Source organism: Novosphingobium barchaimii LL02 (assembly GCF_001046635.1).
GTDB lineage: Bacteria > Pseudomonadota > Alphaproteobacteria > Sphingomonadales > Sphingomonadaceae > Novosphingobium > Novosphingobium barchaimii.
The window spans coordinates 1-22,756 of the sequence record NZ_KQ130463.1; the positions used below are offsets into that span (position 1 = coordinate 1).

The 22,756-nt window shown below is 63.2% G+C and carries 26 protein-coding genes and 2 pseudogenes; 16 read left to right on the forward strand and 12 right to left on the reverse strand.

All coding sequences use genetic code 11. The features are described from left to right. Together V474_RS26750 and V474_RS24075 are read right to left on the reverse strand one after the other, a co-directional pair. Positions 1 to 211, reverse strand: a 211-nt coding sequence (locus V474_RS26750; protein ID WP_216628565.1) for a hypothetical protein, incomplete at its 3' end; no start/stop codon positions are given. Between the two features lie 449 nt (positions 212 to 660). After that, the gene (locus tag V474_RS24075; protein ID WP_007685994.1) at positions 661 to 1,353 is read right to left on the reverse strand and encodes a hypothetical protein; all 693 of its coding nucleotides are present in this window, start codon (positions 1,351 to 1,353) and stop codon (positions 661 to 663) included. 165 nt (positions 1,354 to 1,518) lie between these two features. On the opposite strand from V474_RS24075, the gene V474_RS24080 reads away from it, so the two are divergent. The 4 genes from V474_RS24080 to V474_RS25925 all read left to right on the forward strand — a co-directional run bounded on the left by V474_RS24080 (position 1,519) and on the right by V474_RS25925 (position 5,407). Further along, complete coding sequence (locus V474_RS24080) at positions 1,519 to 2,115, forward strand: recombinase family protein (RefSeq protein WP_007685993.1); 597 nt, start codon at positions 1,519 to 1,521, stop codon at positions 2,113 to 2,115. Then, a complete protein-coding gene (locus V474_RS24085) occupies positions 2,108 to 3,760 on the forward strand; it encodes an IS481 family transposase (RefSeq protein ID WP_007685992.1) in 1,653 nt (550 codons plus the stop codon). The genes V474_RS24080 and V474_RS24085 overlap by 8 nt, the downstream gene beginning before the upstream one ends. Beyond that, a complete protein-coding gene (locus V474_RS24090; protein WP_007685991.1) occupies positions 3,760 to 4,737 on the forward strand; it encodes an ExeA family protein in 978 nt (325 codons plus the stop codon). The genes V474_RS24085 and V474_RS24090 overlap by 1 nt, the downstream gene beginning before the upstream one ends. 100 nt (positions 4,738 to 4,837) lie before the next feature. After that, entirely contained in the window at positions 4,838 to 5,407 is a 570-nt protein-coding gene (locus tag V474_RS25925; RefSeq protein WP_062121710.1) for a hypothetical protein, read from the forward strand. A 221-nt stretch (positions 5,408 to 5,628) separates the two neighbouring features. On the opposite strand, the gene V474_RS24095 is transcribed toward V474_RS25925, so the two are convergent. Then, complete coding sequence (locus tag V474_RS24095; protein WP_236711428.1) at positions 5,629 to 7,764, reverse strand: Tn3 family transposase; 2,136 nt, start codon at positions 7,762 to 7,764, stop codon at positions 5,629 to 5,631. Positions 7,765 to 7,847: 83 nt separating this feature from the next. Here V474_RS24095 and V474_RS24100 point away from each other — a divergent pair, with 83 nt between their 5' ends. The 6 genes and pseudogenes from V474_RS24100 to V474_RS24130 all read left to right on the forward strand — a co-directional run bounded on the left by V474_RS24100 (position 7,848) and on the right by V474_RS24130 (position 12,942). Beyond that, positions 7,848 to 8,486, forward strand: a complete 639-nt coding sequence (locus V474_RS24100) for a recombinase family protein (RefSeq protein WP_059153711.1) — start codon at positions 7,848 to 7,850, stop codon at positions 8,484 to 8,486. Then, the gene (locus V474_RS24105) at positions 8,483 to 8,983 is read left to right on the forward strand and encodes a hypothetical protein (RefSeq protein WP_236711429.1); all 501 of its coding nucleotides are present in this window, start codon (positions 8,483 to 8,485) and stop codon (positions 8,981 to 8,983) included. The genes V474_RS24100 and V474_RS24105 overlap by 4 nt, the downstream gene beginning before the upstream one ends. Continuing rightward, positions 8,949 to 9,713: an IS6-like element IS6100 family transposase gene (locus V474_RS24110; RefSeq protein ID WP_001389365.1), complete on the forward strand. Its 765-nt coding sequence runs from the start codon at positions 8,949 to 8,951 to the stop codon at positions 9,711 to 9,713. The genes V474_RS24105 and V474_RS24110 overlap by 35 nt, the downstream gene beginning before the upstream one ends. A gap of 393 nt (positions 9,714 to 10,106) precedes the next feature. Next, a pseudogene (locus tag V474_RS24115) lies at positions 10,107 to 10,846 on the forward strand (SDR family NAD(P)-dependent oxidoreductase). A 60-nt stretch (positions 10,847 to 10,906) separates the two neighbouring features. Beyond that, positions 10,907 to 11,356, forward strand: coding sequence for a hexachlorocyclohexane dehydrochlorinase (gene linA / locus V474_RS24120; protein WP_059153713.1), 450 nt, complete (start codon positions 10,907 to 10,909; stop codon positions 11,354 to 11,356). A 428-nt stretch (positions 11,357 to 11,784) separates the two neighbouring features. Beyond that, positions 11,785 to 12,942, forward strand: a complete 1,158-nt coding sequence (locus tag V474_RS24130; RefSeq protein ID WP_021246209.1) for an FAD-dependent oxidoreductase — start codon at positions 11,785 to 11,787, stop codon at positions 12,940 to 12,942. 18 nt (positions 12,943 to 12,960) lie between these two features. On the opposite strand, the gene V474_RS24135 is transcribed toward V474_RS24130, so the two are convergent. Further along, positions 12,961 to 13,725, reverse strand: a complete 765-nt coding sequence (locus V474_RS24135) for an IS6-like element IS6100 family transposase (RefSeq protein ID WP_001389365.1) — start codon at positions 13,723 to 13,725, stop codon at positions 12,961 to 12,963. A gap of 61 nt (positions 13,726 to 13,786) precedes the next feature. Between V474_RS24135 and V474_RS24140 the strand changes: the two are divergent. From V474_RS24140 to V474_RS24155, 4 genes and pseudogenes are all read left to right on the forward strand, one after another. After that, a pseudogene (locus V474_RS24140) lies at positions 13,787 to 15,592 on the forward strand (efflux RND transporter permease subunit); the annotation flags it as partial. Then, positions 15,585 to 16,988: an efflux transporter outer membrane subunit gene (locus V474_RS24145; protein WP_013038665.1), complete on the forward strand. Its 1,404-nt coding sequence runs from the start codon at positions 15,585 to 15,587 to the stop codon at positions 16,986 to 16,988. The pseudogene V474_RS24140 and the gene V474_RS24145, both read left to right, overlap by 8 nt. A 170-nt stretch (positions 16,989 to 17,158) precedes the next feature. After that, complete coding sequence (locus tag V474_RS24150; RefSeq protein WP_008831331.1) at positions 17,159 to 17,554, forward strand: hypothetical protein; 396 nt, start codon at positions 17,159 to 17,161, stop codon at positions 17,552 to 17,554. Beyond that, entirely contained in the window at positions 17,551 to 18,519 is a 969-nt protein-coding gene (locus V474_RS24155) for a tyrosine-type recombinase/integrase (RefSeq protein WP_008831330.1), read from the forward strand. The genes V474_RS24150 and V474_RS24155 overlap by 4 nt, the downstream gene beginning before the upstream one ends. On the opposite strand, the gene V474_RS24160 is transcribed toward V474_RS24155, so the two are convergent. The 3 genes from V474_RS24160 to V474_RS24170 are packed head-to-tail and all read right to left on the reverse strand — an operon-like array spanning position 18,516 to position 19,819. Continuing rightward, positions 18,516 to 19,136, reverse strand: coding sequence for a histidine phosphatase family protein (locus tag V474_RS24160; protein ID WP_008831329.1), 621 nt, complete (start codon positions 19,134 to 19,136; stop codon positions 18,516 to 18,518). The two genes, V474_RS24155 and V474_RS24160, sit on opposite strands and share 4 nt — an antisense overlap. Positions 19,137 to 19,142: 6 nt before the next feature. After that, a complete protein-coding gene (locus V474_RS24165) occupies positions 19,143 to 19,595 on the reverse strand; it encodes a DUF2442 domain-containing protein (protein ID WP_008831328.1) in 453 nt (150 codons plus the stop codon). Then, positions 19,592 to 19,819: a DUF4160 domain-containing protein gene (locus V474_RS24170; protein ID WP_020817904.1), complete on the reverse strand. Its 228-nt coding sequence runs from the start codon at positions 19,817 to 19,819 to the stop codon at positions 19,592 to 19,594. The genes V474_RS24165 and V474_RS24170 overlap by 4 nt, the downstream gene beginning before the upstream one ends. Before the next feature lie 137 nt (positions 19,820 to 19,956). Between V474_RS24170 and V474_RS25335 the strand changes: the two genes are divergently transcribed. Continuing rightward, a complete protein-coding gene (locus tag V474_RS25335) occupies positions 19,957 to 20,184 on the forward strand; it encodes a hypothetical protein (RefSeq protein WP_008831326.1) in 228 nt (75 codons plus the stop codon). Here V474_RS25335 and V474_RS24175 read toward each other — a convergent pair. The 5 genes from V474_RS24175 to V474_RS24195 are packed head-to-tail and all read right to left on the reverse strand — an operon-like array spanning position 20,156 to position 21,614. Then, positions 20,156 to 20,362, reverse strand: a complete 207-nt coding sequence (locus V474_RS24175; protein ID WP_008831325.1) for a hypothetical protein — start codon at positions 20,360 to 20,362, stop codon at positions 20,156 to 20,158. The genes V474_RS25335 and V474_RS24175 overlap by 29 nt on opposite strands. Positions 20,363 to 20,375: 13 nt before the next feature. Next, positions 20,376 to 20,537 (reverse strand): helix-turn-helix domain-containing protein, encoded by a 162-nt coding sequence (locus V474_RS24180; protein ID WP_015449421.1) that lies wholly within the window; start codon positions 20,535 to 20,537, stop codon positions 20,376 to 20,378. A 51-nt stretch (positions 20,538 to 20,588) separates the two neighbouring features. Next, positions 20,589 to 21,008 carry a helix-turn-helix domain-containing protein gene (locus V474_RS24185; protein WP_007685989.1) on the reverse strand — a complete coding sequence of 140 codons (420 nt, stop codon included), beginning with the start codon at positions 21,006 to 21,008 and terminating at the stop codon, positions 20,589 to 20,591. A 35-nt stretch (positions 21,009 to 21,043) separates the two neighbouring features. Further along, complete coding sequence (locus V474_RS24190; RefSeq protein ID WP_007685988.1) at positions 21,044 to 21,364, reverse strand: type II toxin-antitoxin system YafQ family toxin; 321 nt, start codon at positions 21,362 to 21,364, stop codon at positions 21,044 to 21,046. Next, complete coding sequence (locus V474_RS24195; RefSeq protein WP_007685985.1) at positions 21,333 to 21,614, reverse strand: type II toxin-antitoxin system RelB/DinJ family antitoxin; 282 nt, start codon at positions 21,612 to 21,614, stop codon at positions 21,333 to 21,335. Before V474_RS24195 ends, V474_RS24190 begins: the two co-directional genes overlap by 32 nt. A gap of 414 nt (positions 21,615 to 22,028) precedes the next feature. Between V474_RS24195 and V474_RS24200 the strand changes: the two genes are divergently transcribed. Beyond that, entirely contained in the window at positions 22,029 to 22,670 is a 642-nt protein-coding gene (locus tag V474_RS24200) for a SprT-like domain-containing protein (protein WP_008831324.1), read from the forward strand. Positions 22,671 to 22,756: the final 86 nt, after the last annotated feature.

The following is a 22,756-nucleotide window of genomic DNA, read 5'->3' on the forward strand; positions in this document are numbered from 1 at the left end:
TGTAGGCGCTTGCAACCGTAGCAGCTTCTGCTCGCAAACAGCGCCTTTTCCTGCCCAGATTACCTGACAACGAGCCGACTATGCTGCTCACGCTATCCGACAATGTGCTCGCCATCATCCGCGTCTGCTCGCAAACGGCAAAGGGCCGCTCATGGTATCTGCCAACTACAAAGTCGAGATTAGCAGTCATTTGCTGATGCGCGATGCTCACGCAGCTTTGTGGAACCCAAGATCAGAAAGTACACGATGGGGCAAACCACCATCAGCATCACTGCTGGATCGGTAGCCCATCTCGTTGGGCCATCGCTGTCCGGCTCACTTGCTACCGCGAGCATGAGCGCGATTGATCCTCGCACAGCGGCGTAGGTGGCAGGAACAAGCAGGATGTGGAGAAGCCACCCGTAGCGGAACCGCATGGCGCCAAACCAGCAGAGTACAGCTATGGCGGGTGGAGCGAGTGTGGCGGCTACGAAGCCGCAGAACCAAATGGCAAACCCTGCCGGAGTCAGCGTATCGCGATAGTAGCTGGCGATCCCATCCGGTCGCAATCCGAGAGCGACGAAAGAGCCTGCGACGACAACGGCACCCAAAGCCGTCAGTCCGACGCCACGCAATGTCCCGTGTCTCGGCATCAATCTATGCAATCCAGTAAGCCATTGATCAGGCTGCTCGCACTTTGGCTCGGAAGAAGGTCGTTTCCGACCCAATCAGATCGGGGTCGATCCCGCTCTCCTCGGCGGCCAGTTGCTGGATGATCCGCCAAATCTCGGGGGCGGTGAGGCGCGCGCCGTCGCGGGCAAGCCTGCCACGGTTCTGCTCCGTGACCAGTCGGGCGAGATCGCCGATAGTGTCGCACCTCCGAGGTAATCGCCGGCGGTCGAGGTGCCGTAACCATAGCCCCGCGTAGGCGCTCGCTCCAGCAGCGAAGATGCGAAGGGGAGGTGCCAGCGTCGTGAAGGCGAGGATCGCGACCGCGACAGCGAAGCAGAGACCACTGACAATCCCAAGCCATCCGGCTCGCGTCGCCGGCATCTTGAGGTCGGTATCGGCTTCCAGGTCGCTGAACGCTTGGCGCAGCTTCCCACCGATCAGCGGCGCCAACGGCGCATCCGGCCCGACGTGCCGGCCAAGCCCGAGCGCGCGTCGAAGCCTGTAGAACGTCATCTGCGTGGCGCATGTCGTGCCGCCCCCGCTGTAGGCTGCGACATGCGCGACGACATGGTCACGCACCTCGCCGAACGTTGTCCAAGGCAGGTTCGAGCGCAGGCGCAGATCGAAGGTGCGCTCGATTGCGAGGAAGAAGTCGGTGTCGTCGCCATCACCGACCCAGCCAACCGTATCGAGCACCTGCATGAACCCGGCTCCTCAGCGGTTCTGCAAAACGACCGTTTCTGACGAGCCGATCGCCTTGCTGGGCCGGCAACGTAAATCTGCGGGCCGCACTTTGTCAAAACTGTTCTGGAAACCCGCGTCGCAAAACGGTATGCCCCGCACGAGTTTGGAGAAGATCAGACGCTCATGCGGGTCGGCTATGCCAGGGTCAGCACCAGCGACCAGAACCCCGAGCTCCAGCTCGATGCGCTGCGGCGGGCCGGCTGCGAGCGGGTGTTCACCGAAAAGGCGTCGGGCGCGCGCGATGACCGGCCCGAACTGGCGCGCATTCTGGAAGACGTGCTGCGCGCAGGCGACACGCTGGTTGTTTGGAAGCTCGACCGCCTCGCCCGCTCGCTCAAGAAGTTGATCGCCACGGCCGAGGATCTGGAGCGCGAGAAGATCGGGCTGGTGTCGCTGACCGAGAGCATCGACACGACAACGCCGGGTGGCATGCTCACCTTTCACGTGTTCGGCGCCATCGCGCAGTTCGAGCGTGCCCTGATCCGCGAGCGAACTACCGCGGGGCTAGTGGAGGCGCGCCGGCAGGGTCGCAAGGGTGGCCGCCCATCGGCAATGCGCCCGAGCGACGTCGCCGCGGCACGGGCGATGATGAAGGAGGGCACGTTGCCGGTGCGCGACATCGCCAAGCGCATGGGCGTGTCGGTCGCGACCCTCTATCGCTATGCAGGCAAGCGCGGCAGCGGTGCATCGATCAAGGAGGCTGCAACAGCCCATGGCTGACCGGGCGAAGCGACCGCCTGGAGAGGCGCTGATCGATCTTCGCCGACGGTTGTCGCTGTTGCCCCCACGCGACCCCGGTCGCACCGAGATCATCGCCCGTGCGGCCGAGGCCTATGGCATCTCCATCTGGACCCTTTACCGGGCGTTGCGCGAGCTGAACCGCCCCAAGTCGGTGCGCCGGTCCGACCATGGTGCGACGCGGGTTGCCCCGCAGGCCGAGATGGAGCGCTACGCCGAGATCGTCGCCGCACTGAAGATCAGGACCACCAACAAGAAGGGCCGGCACGTTTCGACCGCCCGCGCCATCGAGTTCCTGGAAACCGATGGCGTCGAGACGCCGGAGGGCCTGGTCAAGGTAGCACCCGGCCTGCTGAAGCGGGCGACCATCGACCGGCTGCTCCGCTCATCAGGGCTGGACTATGCCCGCGTGACCCGCCCCCACGCAGCCGTTCGTTTTCAGGCGCGGCGATCCAACGAGCTGTGGCACTTCGACATGAGCCCGTCCGACCTCAAGCAGGTCGAGGCGCCGCTCTGGATCGAGCAGGGTCGCGGCAAACCCACGCTGATGCTGTTCTCGGCCGTCGATGACTGCTCGGGCGTGGTCTACCAGGAATATCGCAGCGTCTATGGCGAGGATGCCGAGTCCGCGCTGCGCTTTCTATTCAACGCCTTCGCCGCCAAGCCTGAGCCCGAACTGCCGTTCCAGGGCCTGCCGGTCACGATCTACATGGACAACGGCCCGGTCAGCCGGTCGCGCGTGTTCCAGTCGGTGATGGGCAGCCTCGGCGTGCGCGTCCTCACCCATCTGCCGCCGAAGGCCGACGACCGGCACACCGCGGCCCGCGCCAAGGGCAAGGTCGAGCGGCCGTTCCGCACGGTGAAGGAGGTGCACGAGACGTTGTACCACTTCCACAAACCCAAGGACGAGGCGGAAGCCAATCTGTGGATGCGGCGTGCGCTGGTCACCTACAACAACGGCGACCATCGTTCCGAGCCACACGCGCGGATCGAGCACTGGCTGCGGCACCTGCCCGGCGATGGCGTGCGGGCCATGTGTTCATGGGAGCGGTTCTGCGCCTTCGCTCGTGAGCCCGAGCGGCGCACCGTTGCGGGCGACGCGACCGTCTCGGTTGAGGGCGCTTCCTACGAGGTCGAGCCCGAGCTCGCCGGCGAGACGGTGACGCTGCTCTGGGGGCTGTTCGACCAGCAGCTCTTCGTGGAGCATGACGGCAAGCGGCATGGCCCTTACGAGCCGTCGCGCGGCGCCGTGCCGCTCTACCGCTATCGCAAGTATCAGAAGAGCCGCGCCGAGGAGCGGCTCGACAAGGTGGTCCGGCTCGCTGACCAGCTGGGGCTGCCCCGCGCGACCGTGACGGGCGGCGACCGGCCGCTGCCGTCGCTGCCGCCCTCCACCGCAGGGCTCGCGGTGCGGCAAACACCTTTTCCGGAGCCGGCGGTCGAGACGGCATACCCGACCGGGCTCGCGGCGCGCCACGCCATCGTCGACCAGCTCCGGCGACCGCTCGGCTCGCTGCCTGAGGCAGACCGCGCCTTCATCGACGCGCTGCTGGGCGAAACGCTCGACAAGACCATCATCGCTGACCGCATCCGAGAGCGGTTCCAGTCAAGACGGGGGACAAGCTGATGCTCGCCGACGTTCAATCCAGCTACGGGCTCGCCCGCCCGTTCCAAGGCGTCGGCAACTTCGAGACAGAGCATCAGCGCAACCTCGTGCGCGAGGTCTGTGCGGCCGTGCAGACCGGCAGGTTGATCGTCGTCTCCGGCCTGGTCGGATCGGGCAAGACGCACCTGCTGCGCCGCATCGAGGACGAGCTGGCCCGGGCGGGCAAGGTCGCCGTCGCCAAGTCGCTTGCGGTCGACAAGCGCCGCACCTCGTTGCCCTCGCTGATCGAGGCGCTGTTCTACGATCTCTCGCCCGGTGACCGTGCCCAGGTGAAGATTCCCAAGCAGGCCGAGCGCCGCGAGCGCGACCTGCGCGACATCATGCGCAAGGGCAAGCGCCCGGTCGTACTGGTGGTCGACGAGGCGCATGACCTGCACCACAAGACGCTGACCGGCCTCAAGCGGTTGATGGAGGTGGTGGCTGATGCCGGCGTGCTGCTGTCGGTCCTTCTGGTCGGCCATCCTCGGCTACGCAACGACCTGCGCCGCCCGCAAATGGAAGAGATCGGCTACCGCACGACCACCTTCGACTATGAGGGCATCGGCGCCGAACGCCGCGACTATGTTGCCTGGCTGCTCGGCGCCTGTGCGGCCGAGGGGGTCAAGGTTGCCGACTTGATGAACGAGGACGCGATCGACCTCATCGCCGAGCGCCTGCGCACCCCGCTCCAGATCGAGATGCACCTGACACTCGCCTTCGAGCAGGGCTTCCGCTTCGCTGCCAAGCCCGTCACGGCCGAGATCGTCGAGCAGGTGCTGTCGCGGGCGATTGACGACCTCGAACCCACGCTGACGCGCAACGGTTACGATGCGGGCGCGCTCGCCAGCCAGCTCAACACCCGGCCGTCCGACATACGCGCGTTCCTCGCCGGAACGCTGGACGCCGAACACACCCGCGACCTGACCGAGCGGCTCCGCGAAGCCGGTGTGCCGATATGATACTGGCTGTCCTCGCCTTGGTATCTCCCGCACGCGGACGCAACGCATGTCGTCTGTGCCACCGATTGTGGACGTTGCGCTTCTCTCATAGCCTGCCGGCATGAACAGGCATCTTACCGCAGCTTCTTTATCGATCGTCAGCTTGCTCAGCGCGTGCTCGGCCTCGGCCGAGAGGAGGTTGGAGGGACGAGTCTTCGACATCCCGAGAGCCAACGACATATCCGACAATGATAAGCCGTTCTTTCTACCAGCGCTCGATCCCAGCGACGGGTTCTCGTTCTACCTAAATCCGAGCGCAAGCTTGCCGGAGCGAAACTTGGTGGGCGTGGCAAGCAAGAAGCGGATGTGTGCCCGCGCAGCGGGAACAGAGGCGCTTGTCAACTCGACTGTCTGCGCAAGTCGCCCGCTTTCATGGCGCGGCCGAACACTGCGCAAGGTAAGTGATGGTGTTTTCTGGACATACCAGTTGCCAGCCGAAGCAGGTCAGAAGCGTCCTCCATCGCTGGCGAGTTGCTCCGCCATGGGCGGAGGCTCGCGGCCGGGGCTCTGCACGGCCAATCTGCCGTATGACAATCTCGTGCTGACGATTCACTTCCGAGACAATCAGGTCGGCTCGCTCCAGGCATTATACGATCAATCCGTTGCTAGCCTGAGGAAGTGGGAGCGCTGATGCTTACGGCAAACCCGGCGGGAACGATCGCTGCCAGACCGCTCACCGGCACTCCTCGCTATTGGCAGAAAGCGAGAACAGGCCTTCTCCGTTTGCGAGCAGGCGCGGATGATGGCGAGCACATTGTCGCATAGCGTGAGCAGCATGGCCCACCTGCTGTCAGCAAATCTGAGCAGAAATCCGCGCTGTTTGCGAGCAGAGGCCAGTATCTTTGCAATCGCCTACACGTATCGATCGGTGATGGTGGTGTAGATCTTGACCACGGGGTCGCGACCGTAATGTGCGTTGACCGTTCCTCCGGCTTCGCCGGCACCGCCGAGATAATAAGCCTGCCCATCGGCCGATGCGCGATGCCCCGAACCAAACCAGGCGGCGAGCGGTTCGGCATGGATAGCGTCGGTCAGGCTGGCGAGCGCGGCGCGAAACGTTTCCTCGCGCATATGCCACGTCTGCATACGCAACAGTGCGCGACGCGAGGCGACACCGCAAACTTCGGCCATGCGCGACAGACCAAGGTTGGTCGCCTCCGCGATCAAGGTGGCAAGAAAGGCGCGTTCGTCGGCGGGAGGCAGACCGGTCGAGACATGGCCGAAATGCTGGATGAAGCCGGTCCATCGTTGAACCTGCGACAGCACATCCGTGATACGGGTGGCAGGCACCATGCCGTAGCAGGTGAGCGCAAGTTGCCGCCCTTCATCCTGACCAGGGTCTTCTTTGGGGTCTTTCGGAAACCGCAGCCGCTCGCCGGCAAAAAGGGGGGGATCGCGTTTGTCCAGATCGCGGGCGACCTCGCGCAGGGCGCTATCAAGCCTTGCCGCCCTCTCGTCGAGCCAGGCGTGCGGATCGCCGAGCGAGAAAGCGGGCTTCGGTACGGGGCTGGCCGGTGGGGCAAGCAGCACACTGAGCGCGCGATGGACGCGCGCGGTCGGCACCCAGATACCACCGGATGCCAAAGCATTGGAAAGCGCGCTGTAAGTCGCCATCTCCCAATGGGTGCGATCGATCCCGCCTGCGGTCATGACATGCCGACGCCAGCGGTGCTCGACATGGCCAAGCGGCACGTCATCGGGCAACGCCCTGCGCCAGTCTCCGTCGAGATCGGCGAGGATCGCCATCGCATCGCGCAACGGCTGCATTCCGGCCCGGCCCTGGAAATCAAAAGCGCGCACGAACGACGGCCCCATCCGCTTGAAGGCGCGATATTCCGCCGCGATCTCGTCCAGAACCTCGTTCCGGTGCGGTGAGGCGGTACGTCGGATGATAGCGGCGTCGGCGTCGATGATGTCGAGGGATGCCACGGCATCGACCGCCGCGGCGACATCGCCGCCAGCCCGGGCCGCCTGGCTGATCGCTTCCAGAACCCTGGCGATGCGTAACATCCGTTCGCGGCCCTCGCGGCCGGAAACGGCCACGCGCTGTTCGAGCCGTTTGCGGGCGCGCAGATGGGCCCGCCCCACGAGCGCAATGAACATATCGATCGCCGCATCGGTCAGTGTCGCCTCCAGCTCGCGCAGCGTCGCGAGCAGCACGACCCGCCTGCGGGCCGGGCGCATTTGCTGGAAAGCCTGTGCCGTGTAGCGCACACCCTCCCGGGCGAATTGCCCCAGGCGCGGTTCGTGGCGAACATCAGGGGAGAAAGCCGATATGCCCGTCCCACGAATCAGCGTGATCTTTTCGACGATTTCCAAAAGCGAAGCGGATGCGACACGCGGTTCTGGCTCGCGCAGCCAGGACAGACGGCTCTGCCGGTCATGCACCTTGTCATCGATCAGCGCGTCGAGTTGCTGACGCATCTCATGGCCAAGGCCGCCATCGATCGCGGCCACGAGATCCGTTTCCGCCTGATGTATCGCCTCGGCCGCCATGCGCTCCACGACGCTGACACCCGGGATCACGATCCGACGCGCGCGCATCTCATCCAGAAGCCGGCCGAGCAGCGCGCGTCCGTCGATGATGCTCGCCGCCTCGTTTGTCAGCCATGTCCGCAATTCCACGCGGTGCGGGCGGCTCAGATCGCTGAAGCCGAAGCGCGTCTTGATCGCGGCGAGCTGATCGTAGCGCGTGGGCGTGCGTCTGGCGAAATCAGCTATGACCTTTGCATCCACCCCGACCTGCTCGGCAATATGGTCGAGCATGACCGCAGGCAGCAGTTCCCCGTGGCGCAGATGCCGGCCCGGGTAGCGCAGGCAACAAAGCTGCAGGGCGTAGCCGAGTCGGGTGGCGGGCGTGCGCGCGGTGTCGATCGCGGTCATGTCCTCACCTGACAGACTATAGTGCTTCACGATCGCCGCCTCGTCGTCGGGCAACATCAGCAGGGCAGCGCGCTGCCGCGTCGTCATCGGAATCCGTCCGGGCATCTTTGAACCTCCAAAAACCACTTGCCTTTCGGCATGATTCTGAAAGAGGATTGTGAAAGACAAGAGGCCGCAGGAATCCGTTCATGCCGCACTGGCCTCCGGATACGGCCGTTTATGAAAGGCGGGATTTGACCAGGGTACCCTATCTGATCGGCTATGCCCGCGTGTCGAAAGGCGACGAGCAGTCGAATGCTGCACAGCGCCGGGCGCTCGACGCGGTTGGTTGCAAGCGGGTGTTCGAGGAGACCGCCAGTGGCGGGCGCTGGGACCGGCCGAAGCTGCTGGAGATGATCGGGCAGCTGCGGGACGATGACGTCGTTGTCGTGTGGAAACTGGACCGGCTGTCGCGCAGCCTCAAGGACCTGCTGCACATCATGGAACGGATCGAGACGGCAGGCGCAGGTTTCCGTTCGTTGACCGAGGCGATCGACACCACGACGGCCGCAGGCCGCATGATGATGCAGATGGTGGGGAGCTTCGCCGAGTTCGAACGCGCGATGATCCGCGAGCGCACCAGCGCCGGTCTCGCCCAGGCGCGGGCCGAGGGGCGCATTGGCGGGCGCCGACGCAAGCTCGGCGACAAGCAACGGAGCGAGATCGCGGAGTCCGTCATCTCCGGGCGAAAGTCAGGCGCCGAAATGGCGCGGCTCTACCATGTCAGCGAACCGACCGTTTCGCGCATCGTCGCCGCGCACCGGCAGACCATGGAGCTACCGGCATGAAACGCGGCCATGACCTGACCGGGCTGATGAAGTTCGCGACACGGCCCGAATGGGCCGACGATCTGCACGATGCGCTCGACGATCATCTGGGGACGGCACTGACGCAGTTCGACATTGATTCCGACGAATTGCCCGACATCATCGGCGAGCACTGGGCCATGACCCTGTGGGGCTGTGCGTTCGAGGATCTGGCGACCCGCGTCTTCGAGCCGGATGGTCGCAACCTCGTGGACGAGTACCTCAAGCGCCGCGGATGGAACGAGGGCGGCCCCAACAAGATCTACATGCGCGCGCTGCGCACCTCCGTCATGAGCGTCTACGAAGTCAGCGCGATCGAGCCTGGCGTCGGCTTCCTCGCGCGCGATCTGATCCGGGGCGGCGAGCCGGTTCAAGTCCGCGAGGGCTCTGTTGCAAAAATCGTGAAGCTTGAGCATGCTTGGCGGAGATTGGACGGACGGAACGATGACGGATTTCAAGTGGCGCCATTTCCAGGGTGATGTGATCCTGTGGGCGGTGCGCTGGTATTGTCGCTATCCGATCAGCTATCGCGACCTTGAGGAAATGCTGGCGGAACGCGGCATTTCGGTCGACCATACGACGATCTATCGCTGGGTCCAGTGCTACGCCCCGGAGATGGAGAAGCGGCTGCGCTGGTTCTGGCGGCGTGGCTTTGATCCGAGCTGGCGCCTGGATGAAACCTACGTCAAGGTGCGGGGCAAGTGGACCTACCTGTACCGGGCAGTCGACAAGCGGGGCGACACGATCGATTTCTACCTGTCGCCGACCCGCAGCGCCAAGGCAGCGAAGCGGTTCCTGGGCAAGGCCCTGCGAGGCCTGAAGCACTGGGAAAAGCCTGCCACGCTCAATACCGACAAAGCGCCGAGCTATGGTGCAGCGATCACCGAATTGAAGCGCGAAGGAAAGCTGGACCGGGAGACGGCCCACCGGCAGGTGAAGTATCTCAATAACGTGATCGAGGCCGATCACGGAAAGCTCAAGATACTGATCAAGCCGGTGCGCGGTTTCAAATCGATCCCCACGGCCTATGCCACGATCAAGGGATTCGAAGTCATGCGAGCCCTGCGCAAAGGACAGGCTCGCCCCTGGTGCCTGCAGCCCGGCATCAGGGGCGAGGTGCGCCTTGTGGAGAGAGCTTTTGGCATTGGGCCCTCGGCGCTGACGGAGGCCATGGGCATGCTCAACCACCATTTCGCAGCAGCCGCCTGATCGGCGCAGAGCGACAGCCTACCTCTGACTGCCGCCAATCTTTGCAACAGAGCCAAATATATTACTGGCGTGGATCTGCCGATTGACGGAGGCTGGTCCGTGGGTGTTTGAACTCATTGATATTATTTGTGAAAACACAGCATTAGAAAGTGAAAGCGCGCGGCTGCGTGCCGCGCGCAAAGGGGCAGCATTAGCGGGCCAGGGGACTTGGACATTTAGTCTCACTTTTCGGTCCGGTTCCTCAGAATCCAGCTTGACTACCAACTGGTAATTGTGCTTGGATCAAGGTCCGGTGATCGGCCCAGTTGTTGTGCATCGGAAAAAAGAACCCTCAGCGACGCGGGTCTGAATTGCGCGCTCAAGCTATTTAGGAGGCACAGGATGAGCAACAGAATGGCAGGAAAAGTCGCGCTCGTAACGGGCGCGGCGAGCGGCCTGGGTGCAGCGCAGGCTCGGCTTTTTGCCAAGGAGGGCGCCAAGGTCGTCGTCGCCGATCTGAATGTCGAAATGGGCAACAAGGTCGTGGCCGAGATTCAGGAAAGCGGGGGCGAGGCCCTATCGTGCGGCTGGATATCACCGATGCTGCGAGCTGGGCGGGGGCTGTCGAGGCGGCGGTTGGGGCCTTTGGGAAGCTCACGACGCTTTCCAACACCGCGGGCATCATCCACGGCGCGATGATCCAGGACGAGACGCTCGAAGGCTGGAGCAAGATGATCGCGGTCAACCAGACTGCGCTTTTCCTGGGTTTGAAGATCGTTGCGCCGGAAATTGCGAAGTCGGGAAATGGTGCGATCCTAAACATCAGTTCGCTCGTCAGCGTCATCTGTGCGCCTGGCTTGATCAGCTATGCGGCGACCAAGTCTGCGGTACGCGCGATGACCAAGGTGGCTGCGCTGGAATATGTCGGGCAAGGGGTGCGGGTGAACACCATCGTTCCCGGTGGCATAAAGACGCCGATCCAGGCGAACGTCACGCCCGAGCAGGGTGAATGGCAGAAAGCGCAGACCCCGATGGGCGATCTTGGCGAGCCGAACGATATCGCTTATGGGGCGCTATATCTTCTGTCAGACGAAGCTAAATACGTTACTGGAACGGAACTGTTCATCGATGGCGGCTGGTCTTCTGCGGCCTAAATCCTTGATGCCCTCGATCCTGCTAAGATTACGGGATTATATTCAACTGGGAGATACAAAATGAGTGATCTAGACAGACTTGCAAGCCGGGCCGCGATTCAGGACCTCTACTCTGACCAGCTCATTGGCGTAGACAAGCGCCAAGAGGGCCGTCTCGCTTCTATTTGGTGGGATGATGCAGAGTGGACCGTTGAGGGAATCGGCACCTACAAGGGCCCGGAAGGCGCCCTCGATTTGGTCAATAACGTAGTCTGGCCAAGGTGGCACGACTTTATTCATTATGGAACCAATCTGCGCTTGGAATTTGTGAGCGCGGACAAGGTAAATGGTATTGGCGACGTCCTTTGCCTTGGAAATCTCGTCGAAGGTAATCAGTCGATTCTTATCGCTGCGGTCTACACGAGTGAGTATGAGCGCCGTGACGGGGTGTGGAAGTTCTCTAAGCTCAACGGACGCATGAACTATTTCACCCCGCTGGCCGGCATTCATTTCGTACCGCCCGGCGCATAATCTTATATATACAAGTGATTAGTTGGGCATTCACATGACGCTTGTCGTGTGGATGCCCAATTTTATATGGATGGAGAACTCAAACACAACGCGACTCGCGATTGGAGATGAGTCACGCCGGGGCACCTGGCGCCGAATGGTGGCCCCCCATTCAGCATTGCCGATCGGGCTTGCAATTTCGCCCGCCTGGTCCGTTAGAAGCATGAGCGCCGCCCATCGAAAGATGTTTCGGGATGGCCCCATTTGCCTTCTCGTGCTTGCCGATGCGGAGATCAGGCGCGGTTGACATGTGACCATTTGGTAATCTATCCTTTCCTTGTATCGAGGTGCGACGTGATCTCGCTTCGGTAAAAGAAGGGCGGAGCATTGACTTCGACGCAGGAGAGACGGTCGGCGGCTTTGGGTCGTTCGACCGGTGGAGGGCATTCTTGAAGCAATCGGCAGAGCGATCGCGGTTATCTCGCCGCGCTTTCATCCAGGCCGGCGGCGCGGGGCTGGCGGTTTCCACCCTGGGTGCTGCGGCATCTGCTCCGGCTGTTGCCGCGGTGGGCCGGCAGTGGACCCAAATCGCGGATATAGTCGTGGTCGGCAGCGGCGCGGCCGCCTCGGTTGCCGCACTTGCGGCTGCCAAGGACGGCGCGAAGGTCCTCATGCTGGAAAAAGCGCCGGTATATGGCGGTACGTCCGCGAAATCCGGTGGGGCTTTCTGGGTGCCCAATAATTTCAGGCTGAAGGAGCGGGGGATCGAGGATCCAAAGGCTTCGCTCCTGGCTTATTGCGCTGCCTATTCATATCCGCATCTTTTCGACAGCAATTCACCGACGCTCGGCCTGGGTGAGGATGTCTACAAACTGCTTGAGGCGTTTTACGACAACGCGTCGCCGATGACGGACATGTTGCGGGAAATCAAGGCAGCCGAGATAGGCCGCTTTCATGTCCTTCCCGACGGCCAGGGAACCGATCTGCCTGACTATGGCGTGCTCGACGGCAACAATAAGGTGCCTCGCGGACGGTGCCTCGGACCCATCAAGCCTGATGGGTCGCCAGGATTCGGCGCGGAGTTGATGCGCCAGATCAAGGCGCGCATCGACGCTTATGGCATTCCCCTGCTCACCAGCCACCAGGTTGTCCGCCTGGTTACCGACGGGGATGGCGCGGTGCTCGGCGTCGAGGCGCTGAACGACGGGAAGGAGGTTTCCTTTGGCGCGCGCAAAGGCGTGATCTTCGCAACGGGCGGATTCACCTATAATCGCGAAATGCTCAATCTCCATCAGACTGGGCCGGTCTATGGCGGTTGCGGGGTGCCGACTAATACTGGCGACTTTGTATCAATTGCCGGGGCTGTCGGCGCAAAGCTCGGCAATATGGGAAGCGCCTGGCGCGCCGAGATCGTGCTGGAAGAGGCGCTGGAATATGTAAGCGTGCCAAGCGACGTATGGATTCCGCCGGGCGACAGCATGTTCATTGTCAATCGCTATGGGAATCGTGTCTTCAACGAGAAGCGCAATTACCATGACCGTGCGCGCGTACATCAACATTATGATCCCAACGGCTCTGTTGCAAAGATTGGCGGCAGTCAGAGGTAGGCTGTCGCTCTGCGCCGATCAGGCGGCTGCTGCGAAATGGTGGTTGAGCATGCCCATGGCCTCCGTCAGCGCCGAGGGCCCAATGCCAAAAGCTCTCTCCACAAGGCGCACCTCGCCCCTGATGCCGGGCTGCAGGCACCAGGGGCGAGCCTGTCCTTTGCGCAGGGCTCGCATGACTTCGAATCCCTTGATCGTGGCATAGGCCGTGGGGATCGATTTGAAACCGCGCACCGGCTTGATCAGTATCTTGAGCTTTCCGTGATCGGCCTCGATCACGTTATTGAGATACTTCACCTGCCGGTGGGCCGTCTCCCGGTCCAGCTTTCCTTCGCGCTTCAATTCGGTGATCGCTGCACCATAGCTCGGCGCTTTGTCGGTATTGAGCGTGGCAGGCTTTTCCCAGTGCTTCAGGCCTCGCAGGGCCTTGCCCAGGAACCGCTTCGCTGCCTTGGCGCTGCGGGTCGGCGACAGGTAGAAATCGATCGTGTCGCCCCGCTTGTCGACTGCCCGGTACAGGTAGGTCCACTTGCCCCGCACCTTGACGTAGGTTTCATCCAGGCGCCAGCTCGGATCAAAGCCACGCCGCCAGAACCAGCGCAGCCGCTTCTCCATCTCCGGGGCGTAGCACTGGACCCAGCGATAGATCGTCGTATGGTCGACCGAAATGCCGCGTTCCGCCAGCATTTCCTCAAGGTCGCGATAGCTGATCGGATAGCGACAATACCAGCGCACCGCCCACAGGATCACATCACCCTGGAAATGGCGCCACTTGAAATCCGTCATCGTTCCGTCCGTCCAATCTCCGCCAAGCATGCTCAAGCTTCACGATTTTTGCAACAGAGCCTTCGTGCCGATGGCCTTCTTCCCCGGGTCGACGGGCGGTATCTACCGACAGTTTTCCGTCACGCTGATCGTCTCGATCGGGTTCTCGGCGCTATTGGCGCTGACGCTCACTCCCGCGCTGTGTGCGACTTTTCTCAAGCCGCACGTACCCGAAAACCATCGCAAGGAGAATTGGCTCACGCGGCGAACCGGTCGCTTTTTTACTGGATTCAACAACTGGTTTGGACGTACGACTGATCGTTATCAAGGCGGCGTCGCTCGGATATTGTCGCGGCCTCTGCGCTGGCTCGCCATATTCATCGCGTTGGTCGGCCTGACGGTTATCTTGTTCTCGCGCCTTCCCGGTGGATTCCTCCCGCAGGAGGACCAGGGGACTGTCATCACTGTTGTACAAGCTCCCCCCGGCGCGACCCGTGAGCGGACTGAAGAAGCGGTGCGTCAGGTGAAGGAATTTTACAATCAGCAAGACATTGTGACGAGCGTGTTTGTGGTGCGAGGCTTTAGCTTCTTCGGCCAAGGCCAAGCGAATGGAATGATGTTCACGATGCTCAAGCCGTGGGAGGAGCGCTCCGGCGAGGAGAATAGCTCGCTAGCCTTGGTCGGAAAGGCGATGGGCTTCTTCACATCGATCAAGGAAGCCATGGTCTTTGCCCTCAATCCCCCCGCGATCGCCGAACTTGGCATCGCCGGCGGCTTTACCTTCAAATTGGAGGATGTCGGCGGCAACGGTGCTGAAGCGCTCTTCAACGCGCGCAATCAGCTGCTTGCCGCCGCGAGCCAGAGCCCGATCCTTGCCGGTGTTCGACCGGAGGGCCAGGAAGATGCACCTCAGCTGCGGGTCATGATCGACAGGATACAGGCTCGCGCCCTCGGCCTCTCGATTGGCGACGTTAACGGAACGCTCGCGATCGCTTTCGGCAGCGCATATGCCAATGACTTCAACCGTGAAGGGCGGATCCTGCGGGTGCTCCTGCAAGCCGAAGCATCTCACCGAATGACGCCACAGGACGTGCTCGACCTCAAGGTTCGAAATGCAGCCGGCGAAATGGTGCCCTTCGGCTCGTTTACACAGGTTGAATGGACATCGGGCGCGCAGCAGCTCCAGCGCTATAACGGCTATCCTTCGATGACCATTTCCGGGAACGCTGCCCCGGGCCAGTCGACTGGCGAGGCCATGGCGGAGATGGAACGGCTCGCCAATGCACTGCCGGAGGGCTTCGCATATGAATGGACGGGAATGTCCTATGAGGAGCAGCAGGCCGGCGGACAGGTCGGTATGCTGCTAGGCTTGTCTATACTTGTTGTATTCTTGCTGCTGGCCGCTCTCTACGAGAGCTGGTCCATCCCTGTTTCCGTGCTTTTGGTTGTACCGCTCGGCGTACTTGGCTCCGTCCTCTTTACGGTGATGAGGGGACTGTCCGCCGACGTCTATTTCAACGTTGGCATCATCACGATCATCGGCTTGGCCGCCAAGAACGCGATCCTGATCGTCGAGTTTGCGATCGAGCAAGAAGCGGAGGGCAAGACCCCGCTTGAGGCGACACTCGAAGCTGTGAAACTGCGCCTGCGCCCCATTATCATGACGTCGCTCGCCTTCATCGGTGGCATGATACCGCTCTTCATTGCTTCCGGTGCCGGTGCGGCGAGCCGAATCGCGGTTGGGACCGGTGTTGTCGGCGGAATGCTGGCTGCCACTGTGCTCGGAATTTTCTTCATTCCGCTCTTCTATCTGTCGATACGCCGCTGGCTCAGTAAGAAGCGGCCTGCTGCTCCCGGTCAGGCGCAACCGGAGCCCAATCATGCGTAGAGTCTTTGTGCTCACTCTGACATCGTTTCTGGGCGCGTGCCAGTTAGCCCCGCCTCACGCGCGGCCAGCGCTGCCAACCACTCGGGATTACCCCACCTCCTACGCGGGCGACGGGGTGCTCGGTCGGCGGGCGGTGGAAATCAGCTGGCGGGAGTTCTTCGCTGATCCTCAACTGGAGACCCTCATTGCCACCGCTCTCGAGCGGAACCGCGATCTCGCCGTTGCCGTAGCGCAGATACAGGAGGCGCGTGGTCTTTATCGAATCCAGGGTGCCGAACGGCTGCCTGCGCTCGGCGCCAACGGCGATGTGACTCGCAGCCGCACGCCAGGTTCGGCGATTGGCATTCCCGAAGTGGGTGCGATCACCGATACCCGCTACTCGATCGGCGTTGGCGTCACAGGATTCGAGCTCGATTTCTGGGGCCGGGTGCGCAACCTTTCTGACGCAGCGCGCTCGCAATATCTAGCAACCGTGCAGGCTGAACGGGCGTTCCGCCTCGCGTTGATCCGGGATGTGGCCTCGACCTATTTTGCTTCCCGGGAAGCCGACGAGCGGATCGCCCTTGCCGAAGCTACGGTACGCAGCCGGCAGGAAGGCCTCCGCATAGCCGAGCGTCGCCTTGAAGCCGGGGTGACTTCAGCTCTTGATTTTCGACAGGCGGAGTCGCTACTGACTCAAGCCGAAACGGAGTTGGCCAGCCTGCGCTTGGCCGAGGCGCAGAGTGAGAACTTCCTGGCCGTACTCTTGGGCGGACCCGTTCCTGTCGGGCTCACGGTGCCGCTGACGCTGGCTGACCAGAAAAACGGAACGGTGATTGCCGCCGGATTACCCTCCGAGCTGATGGTGACTCGACCGGACATATTGGCGGCAGAAGAGAAACTGCGGGCAGCGCGTGCCAATATCGGTGCTGCTCGGGCAGCCTTCTTTCCATCCATCTCACTAACCGGTAGTATCGGTTTCGCTTCAACTGATCTTGGGAATTTGATCGGAAACGAAGGACTGAGCTGGAGCTTTGGACCTTCGATCAGCCTACCCATCTTCGATTGGGGTGCGAGGAAGGGCAATCTGAGCGTGGCTGAGGCACGTGAGGATATTGCCATCGCCGAATACGAACGCACCATTCAGGGAGCTTTCCGCGAAGTTGCGGACGCCCTTGCCGGGCGCCGCTGGCTTGCTGAACAGGTCGCCGCGCAGGTTCGTGCCACTGCGGCACAGCGAGCGATCGCCGATCTTGCCCGCACTCGCTACCGCGAGGGCGTCGCAAATTACCTTGAAGTGCTCGATGCCGAACGGAATCTGTTCATCGCGGAACAGACACTGATACAGCTGCGTCGCGCCGAGCTGGATGCTCTCGTCTCTCTGTATGTCGCTCTGGGCGGCGGCCAGCAAGGGTAATGGTGGTAATGTTCCACCGACGGGCCTTGGCTATTGATCATGACAACCTACAGATCGGTCCGCCGATAAATTCCCTGACCTATATATGATAATGTCCTTTATCACACACTCATGGCGATCCGATGGAGCCGTTTAAACGGTCCCGAGATCCACCGCCGAAAGGGAGCGATATGGACCAGGACGAGGACACGGCTTTCGCCGACAACTATGCCGAGCGCGACCAGGCCAAGGCGCTGCGCGAGCAGGCCCGCGCGGGCGGCTTGCGCTTCGAGGCGTATCTTACCGGCGATCAGGCCGACTGGCTGTTGGAGCGGATCGAGCGCGGCATGTTCGCCGATCCTTCCGAGGCGGTGTTCGCGATCGTCAAGAACTTCATCGACATGGAGCCGCACCACGATTTACGCGACGAGCTGCTACGCCGGATATTGGACGGGTCGATAAAGCGCGGCCTTGAGGACGCGGAGGCTGGCCGCGTCCGCGACGCCGACGAGGTGTTCGACGAGCTGCGCCGCAAGATGGCCGCGCCGCGTCCCGCGCCGGCGCGATGGGAGAAGATCGCGCGATGAACCAGCTCGCCCCCCTCCCCGCGCCCGCGCCCGCGCTGGCGTTGCCGGCGCTGATCGCGGCGGCCGACGAGCGCGCGCAGCTTCGATTCCTTGAGTTCTTCGCCGTCACCATCCGCAATCCGCATACACGCCGCGCCTATGCGCGGGCGGCCGGCGACTTCCTGGCCTGGTGCGAGGCGCGCGGCGTCGCCTCGCTCGCCCAGGTGCAGCCGCTTCATGTCGCGGCCTGGGTCGAGGCGCTGGGGCGCGAGCTGGCCGCCCCCAGCGTCAAGCAGCAGCTCGCCGGCGTGCGCCACCTGTTCGACTGGCTGGTGACGGGTCATGCCGTGCCGGCGAACCCGGCCGGATCGGTGCGCGGGCCGGCGCATAGCCAGCGGCGCGGCAAGACGCCGGTACTGGCCCCCGACGAGGCGCGGCGGTTGCTCGACAGCATCGACGTGACCACCCATGCGGGCCTGCGCGACCGCGCGCTGATCGGTCTCATGGTCTATAGCTTCGCGCGGATCGGCGCGGCGCTGGCGATGCGGGTCGAGGACGTGTTCATGCAGAATCGGCGGCTATGGGTCCGCCTGCATGAGAAAGGCGGCAAGCGCCATGAAATGCCCTGCCACCACAATCTAGAGGATTATCTAACCGCCTATATCGACGGTTGCGAGCTGCGCGAGGACCGCAAGGGGCCGCTATTCCGCACGATCGCGCGCAGCACTAAGCGACTAAGCGATACCCCCCTGCCCCAAGCCAACGCCTTCGCGATGGTGCGCCGGCGCGCGGCGGCGGCCGGGATCGGGACGGCGATCGGCAACCACAGTTTCCGCGCGACCGGGATCACCACCTATTTGAAGAATGGCGGCACGTTGGAGACGGCCGCGACGATGGCGAACCATAGCTCGACGCGCACCACCCAGCTCTATGACCGCCGCCCCGATGACGTGACGCTGGACGAGGTGGAGCGCGTGTTGATCTAGGCGGCGAGCGCGGGCGCGCAGGTCCAGCGGTCGCCCTGCCAATGAAACCCTACCCGCTGCGCGTTGCCGATCGCGGGCGGCTCGCCCTTGCGCCAGAAAGCGCGCATCTTGGCCCGATCGTCCAGATGGGCGTCGGCGACGATCGCGCGCGCGGCCTGGATGAACTGCCCATGCCCGAACACATAGGCCAGCGATCCCGCAGGCATGGCGGCGAGGCGCGTTAGCGCCGCCTCGCAGCGCCGTAACAGGGTGCTGAAACTCTCCGCCCCTTCCCCGTCGCAGTAGTCAGGATCGGCCTCGCGCCAATAGCGTTCTAGGTGCGGCATCCGTTCGGCGCTGCGCGTGCCGTTCCAGCGCGCAGGTTGCAAATAGGTGAACTCTTCGATCGGCCACACTTCCACCGGCACGCCTGGAAAGCGCGCGATCGTCGGCGCGGCCGTCTGCCGGGTGCGGGTATAGGGCGAGGTGACGATGAGCGCGGGCGCTTGCGTCCAGCTCGCCGCGACCGCGCGCGCCTGTTCGTGGCCGCGCTCCGTCAGCGCGATCGTCGCGAGATCGTGGCAGGGCACGCCGGCGTTGCCGGTGTTTTCGCCGTGGCGGATGAAGATCGCTCTCATGTCCGGTTAGGCGGCCCGGTATAGCCCATTGCTGGCTTCCCAGCCCCGGCACGCCAGCAAGATTGGTTTCGGCACCTTCTTTTCGCCGTTGGAGTAGTAGGCGACCATGCGGCGCGAGACGCCAAGCGCATCGGCCGCCTTCGACAGCGACAGCGCATGGCGCAGCCGCCATTCGAGGAAGGCGCGCACATCGCCATGCCCGGTTGCCGACAGCGTTTCGAGCCACAGCATGTCCGCGCCCAGCTCCGCACCCGAAGGCCAGGCCAGGCTATGACCCCAATCGCCCACTTCGACCTTGGCGAACTCGCCCGGATCGCGCAGCGCGGCAAAGGCGCGATCGGCGAGGACCGCGCCAAGATCGAGATCAGCCGCCGTCCCTTCCGACCAGGACAGATGCAGCGATGACGGCCCGGTCGCGCGCACGGCGGTAATGGTGCGGGCCTTGTCGGTGATGTTCATCCGTTCAACTCCTGCCACGTCTGCATGAGCAAAGCCTGATTAGGCCGCGCCCATTCCAATGCGTCCTTCAAGACCGCCGCCGACACGGTGCCCACGATCACGTCAAACGATGCAATCGCCACCGAGCAGCGGAAATCCGGGCCTTCGATGTGGAAATGCGGCACGCCATGATCGCGGCCATAGACGGCAATTTTCCAGCGGGGACCGCGAAACATCGTGACCATGCTTCAATGTAGTGCAAAGGTTGCACTAGTGCAAGGCTGATAGCCAAAATGATCTAAGCGCCTGGCGCTGGCACCGTGGCCCTACTCGTTGCGCTCCCCAAGCCCGCAAGCGGTCCTGGCCCAAGGTTCCGGCCCACATGGCGGGCGAGATCGCGTGCGCGGATCTCGCGGCACCCTCGCCGATTACCGGCGATGTAGGCGATCGGGCGTCCAGCCTTCAATTCGTCGCCGGGTTCCGGCGGCCGATCAGGCACCTTGTCGAGAATGCGGTCGAGATCACCCACCGCACGACCTTTGGAGCGCCGCGCGAAAAACTCGGCCGCCGTTTCGGGTCGATCAATCGTCATCATGGAGATCAGACATAAGCGCCTCAACGCTGGTGAAGCGCACGCCCTTGCCAGCTTCCAGTTCTTCGATCGCATCGCGCGTAGCAGCGCGGCCCATCAACTCGGCCTCCAACTTCGCCTTATGGGCCTCATTACGCGCGCGGCGCTCGGGACTCCAATCTTTCATAAGATCGGAAAAGGGGCGATGGCCGGCCATTCTATCAATCCTTCTAGGTGAGAATCTGGATGCCGCGCCGCTTCACCAGCGTCAGCAAGGCGAGCGCCGCGCCAGTCGGCCGCATCGTGCCGGCCTCCCAGCGCTGGACCGTGCGCTTGTGCGCCCACAGCAAGCGCGCAAACCCGGCCTGGCTCAAACCGCTCTCCTGGCGCACCGCCGGATTTCGGCCGCCTCCATCGGTGGATAAAGGATTTCGCCGTTTCGATCAGTCCCCGTCATGGTCGTTCATCCCGGCCATGCCGGCTGCTGCGCCGGCTTCGGCGATGGCGTCGTTGATTTCCTCGATCGTGAACCGCGCGCCGTTGCCCTTCACTATCCCGCGCAGGTCATCCCACGAGCTTTTGCGCGGTGCCGGCGGCGCGATGCCCGCCGCCGTCGCGGCGGTCATCAGGTCATCCAGCGAGAATCTGTTAAACTTCCCGCGCAGGAGGTCGTTGAGGCGGGGCGGCGTCAGCCCGAGCCGCTTGGCGGCCTCGCCCAGCGGCACGTCCCACGACTTCACCCGCGCGGTGATGCCCCGCATCAGGTCCGCGCGCGTCCTCAACTCCGTCGCCTCCTCCGGCGTGTCGGCGATTGCGTCAAAGACGCAGGCGAAGGTTTCGACCTTCATGTCGTCGGCGTTCATTGCCCTGCCTTCCAAACGTTCGGCCGTCGAGCCGATTACTCGAACAGTTCCGAATGGGTTCCCGCGCGCACGAAGTTCACCAGATTGCCCTCAATCGTGTAGATCAGCAGGAAATCGCCGCCGATATGGCACTCGCGATGATCGCTCCAATCGCCCTTGAGGGCGTGGTCCAGCCATTCCGGGCCAAGCGGCGCATCGTTGGCGATGAGCAGCATCATCGCTTCCTTGAGCTGGTTCATGTTGTAGCGGCCGCTGCGCGACAGCCGCTCCCAATCCTTGACGAACCGCTTTTCGTAGGATGCCTCTCTTGGGAACGAAGCCCGCTTACTGCTGGCGGGCTTCTTGGTCGAGGGCATCGAACAGTTCCTTGGGATCGGTGAAGCGCGCACGACGCGCCTTCATGGTCGCGCGGGACGATTCGATCGCGGCGCGCGTCTCGGCGTTGGGCACCTTCAGCTCGAACGGCAAGGCATGGTCCTTGGCGACCCGCGTAAGCGTCATGCGGACCACATCGGAAACCGTCAGCCCCAGCTCGGCTAGGACGGCGGCGGCTTCATCCTTCAATGTTTCGTCGATGCGCGCACGCACGAACGCGGTAGCAGCCATTGGAATCTCCCTAGTCAGACGAACGATGTAGCTCATTTGAGCAACAATTTCAATCTAGGCGAGGAGACTGCGCCTGCCGCTGCGCGGCACCGTGGCTCTACTCGCTTCGCTCCCCAAGCCCGCAAGCGGTCTTGGCCGAAGGTGACGACCCACATGGCGGGGCCGAGATCGCAAGCGGATCTCGGGCATGGTGCCGGCGTGCGCCGGCATGATGTTCGTTCGCATGGGGAAAGGCGGTCCCGGCCGCCTCTCCCCAGCAACGGCAATCAGCGGGACCGGGTTGGCGCGAAGCGCCCGCCCGCACCACTCCCGCAGATTCCCGCTGCCCCCCTCTCTCGCCGGCTGCTCCGCGCGAACTCGGGAGCGATGGCCGCAGCCATCGCCCCGCAGGGCGATTTGAAGGGAGTAGAAGGTATGGAACAGGACAACCGGGAAAGCTGGCTCAATCGGGTGGCGGCGGGCATGGCCCCCTTGTTCGCGGCGTTGGACGCTCCCCTGCCCGCGCGTATCCGCGTGGCGATCGGCTTCACCAGCTCGGGCCGGAAGGGCAAGGCGATCGGCGAGTGCTGGGATAACCGGCTGAGCGCGGACGGGCATTTTGAAATCTTCATCCGGCCCGACCTCGCGCACGCGCCTGACGCCATGCCGGCGCAGATCGCGGCCATCCTCGCGCATGAGCTGGTCCATGCCGCCGTCGGCATCCCGGCAGGGCATGGGAAAGCGTTTAAACGGATCGCGCTGGGGCTGGGGCTCGTCGGGCCGATGCGCGCCACCACCCCCGGCGAGGCGTTTCTTGCGGCCGTCGCGCCGATCTTGGACGCCGTTGGCCCCCTCCCCCATGCCCGTCTCGACACCGATGGGGAGTCGACCGCGCCGAAGAAGCAGAAAACCCGGATGCTCAAATGCGAGTGCGCGACGTGCGGCTATACCGTGAGGACCGCGCGCAAATGGCTTGAGCTGGCCGGAGCGCCGCTTTGCCCGATCGAGGATCACGGCCGCATGGAGCATGAGCCGCTGGACGACGGCAGCGAGGATGAGGGCGGCGACGACGGCTAGACCGCCCTCCCCTCCCCGCAATTCGGGGTTTCATTGACGCTGCGCGCCAGTTCGGGGTTTCGTTGACGCAACCGGAGCAAGCCAGT

What these genes read in the sequence shown, in the direction of transcription:
- V474_RS24175 (WP_008831325.1), bottom strand. Translation starts at nt 20,362, where the DNA reads ATGGCCGGCCATCGCCCCTTTTCCGATCTTATGAAAGATTGGAGTCCC.
- V474_RS24145 (WP_013038665.1), top strand. Translation starts at nt 15,585, where the DNA reads ATGCGTAGAGTCTTTGTGCTCACTCTGACATCGTTTCTGGGCGCGTGC.
- V474_RS24165 (WP_008831328.1), bottom strand. Translation starts at nt 19,595, where the DNA reads ATGAACATCACCGACAAGGCCCGCACCATTACCGCCGTGCGCGCGACC.
- V474_RS24090 (WP_007685991.1), top strand. Translation starts at nt 3,760, where the DNA reads ATGCTCGCCGACGTTCAATCCAGCTACGGGCTCGCCCGCCCGTTCCAA.
- V474_RS24105 (WP_236711429.1), top strand. Translation starts at nt 8,483, where the DNA reads ATGAAACGCGGCCATGACCTGACCGGGCTGATGAAGTTCGCGACACGG.
- V474_RS24100 (WP_059153711.1), top strand. Translation starts at nt 7,848, where the DNA reads ATGCCGCACTGGCCTCCGGATACGGCCGTTTATGAAAGGCGGGATTTG.
- linA (WP_059153713.1), top strand. Translation starts at nt 10,907, where the DNA reads ATGAGTGATCTAGACAGACTTGCAAGCCGGGCCGCGATTCAGGACCTC.
- V474_RS25925 (WP_062121710.1), top strand. Translation starts at nt 4,838, where the DNA reads ATGAACAGGCATCTTACCGCAGCTTCTTTATCGATCGTCAGCTTGCTC.
- V474_RS24075 (WP_007685994.1), bottom strand. Translation starts at nt 1,353, where the DNA reads ATGCAGGTGCTCGATACGGTTGGCTGGGTCGGTGATGGCGACGACACC.
- V474_RS24200 (WP_008831324.1), top strand. Translation starts at nt 22,029, where the DNA reads ATGGAACAGGACAACCGGGAAAGCTGGCTCAATCGGGTGGCGGCGGGC.
- V474_RS24150 (WP_008831331.1), top strand. Translation starts at nt 17,159, where the DNA reads ATGGACCAGGACGAGGACACGGCTTTCGCCGACAACTATGCCGAGCGC.
- V474_RS25335 (WP_008831326.1), top strand. Translation starts at nt 19,957, where the DNA reads ATGGCGGGCGAGATCGCGTGCGCGGATCTCGCGGCACCCTCGCCGATT.
- V474_RS24190 (WP_007685988.1), bottom strand. Translation starts at nt 21,364, where the DNA reads ATGCCCTCGACCAAGAAGCCCGCCAGCAGTAAGCGGGCTTCGTTCCCA.
- V474_RS24155 (WP_008831330.1), top strand. Translation starts at nt 17,551, where the DNA reads ATGAACCAGCTCGCCCCCCTCCCCGCGCCCGCGCCCGCGCTGGCGTTG.
- V474_RS24085 (WP_007685992.1), top strand. Translation starts at nt 2,108, where the DNA reads ATGGCTGACCGGGCGAAGCGACCGCCTGGAGAGGCGCTGATCGATCTT.
- V474_RS24110 (WP_001389365.1), top strand. Translation starts at nt 8,949, where the DNA reads ATGACGGATTTCAAGTGGCGCCATTTCCAGGGTGATGTGATCCTGTGG.
- V474_RS24170 (WP_020817904.1), bottom strand. Translation starts at nt 19,819, where the DNA reads ATGGTCACGATGTTTCGCGGTCCCCGCTGGAAAATTGCCGTCTATGGC.
- V474_RS24195 (WP_007685985.1), bottom strand. Translation starts at nt 21,614, where the DNA reads ATGGCTGCTACCGCGTTCGTGCGTGCGCGCATCGACGAAACATTGAAG.
- V474_RS24185 (WP_007685989.1), bottom strand. Translation starts at nt 21,008, where the DNA reads ATGAACGCCGACGACATGAAGGTCGAAACCTTCGCCTGCGTCTTTGAC.
- V474_RS24160 (WP_008831329.1), bottom strand. Translation starts at nt 19,136, where the DNA reads ATGAGAGCGATCTTCATCCGCCACGGCGAAAACACCGGCAACGCCGGC.
- V474_RS24080 (WP_007685993.1), top strand. Translation starts at nt 1,519, where the DNA reads ATGCGGGTCGGCTATGCCAGGGTCAGCACCAGCGACCAGAACCCCGAG.
- V474_RS24095 (WP_236711428.1), bottom strand. Translation starts at nt 7,764, where the DNA reads ATGCCCGGACGGATTCCGATGACGACGCGGCAGCGCGCTGCCCTGCTG.
- V474_RS24135 (WP_001389365.1), bottom strand. Translation starts at nt 13,725, where the DNA reads ATGACGGATTTCAAGTGGCGCCATTTCCAGGGTGATGTGATCCTGTGG.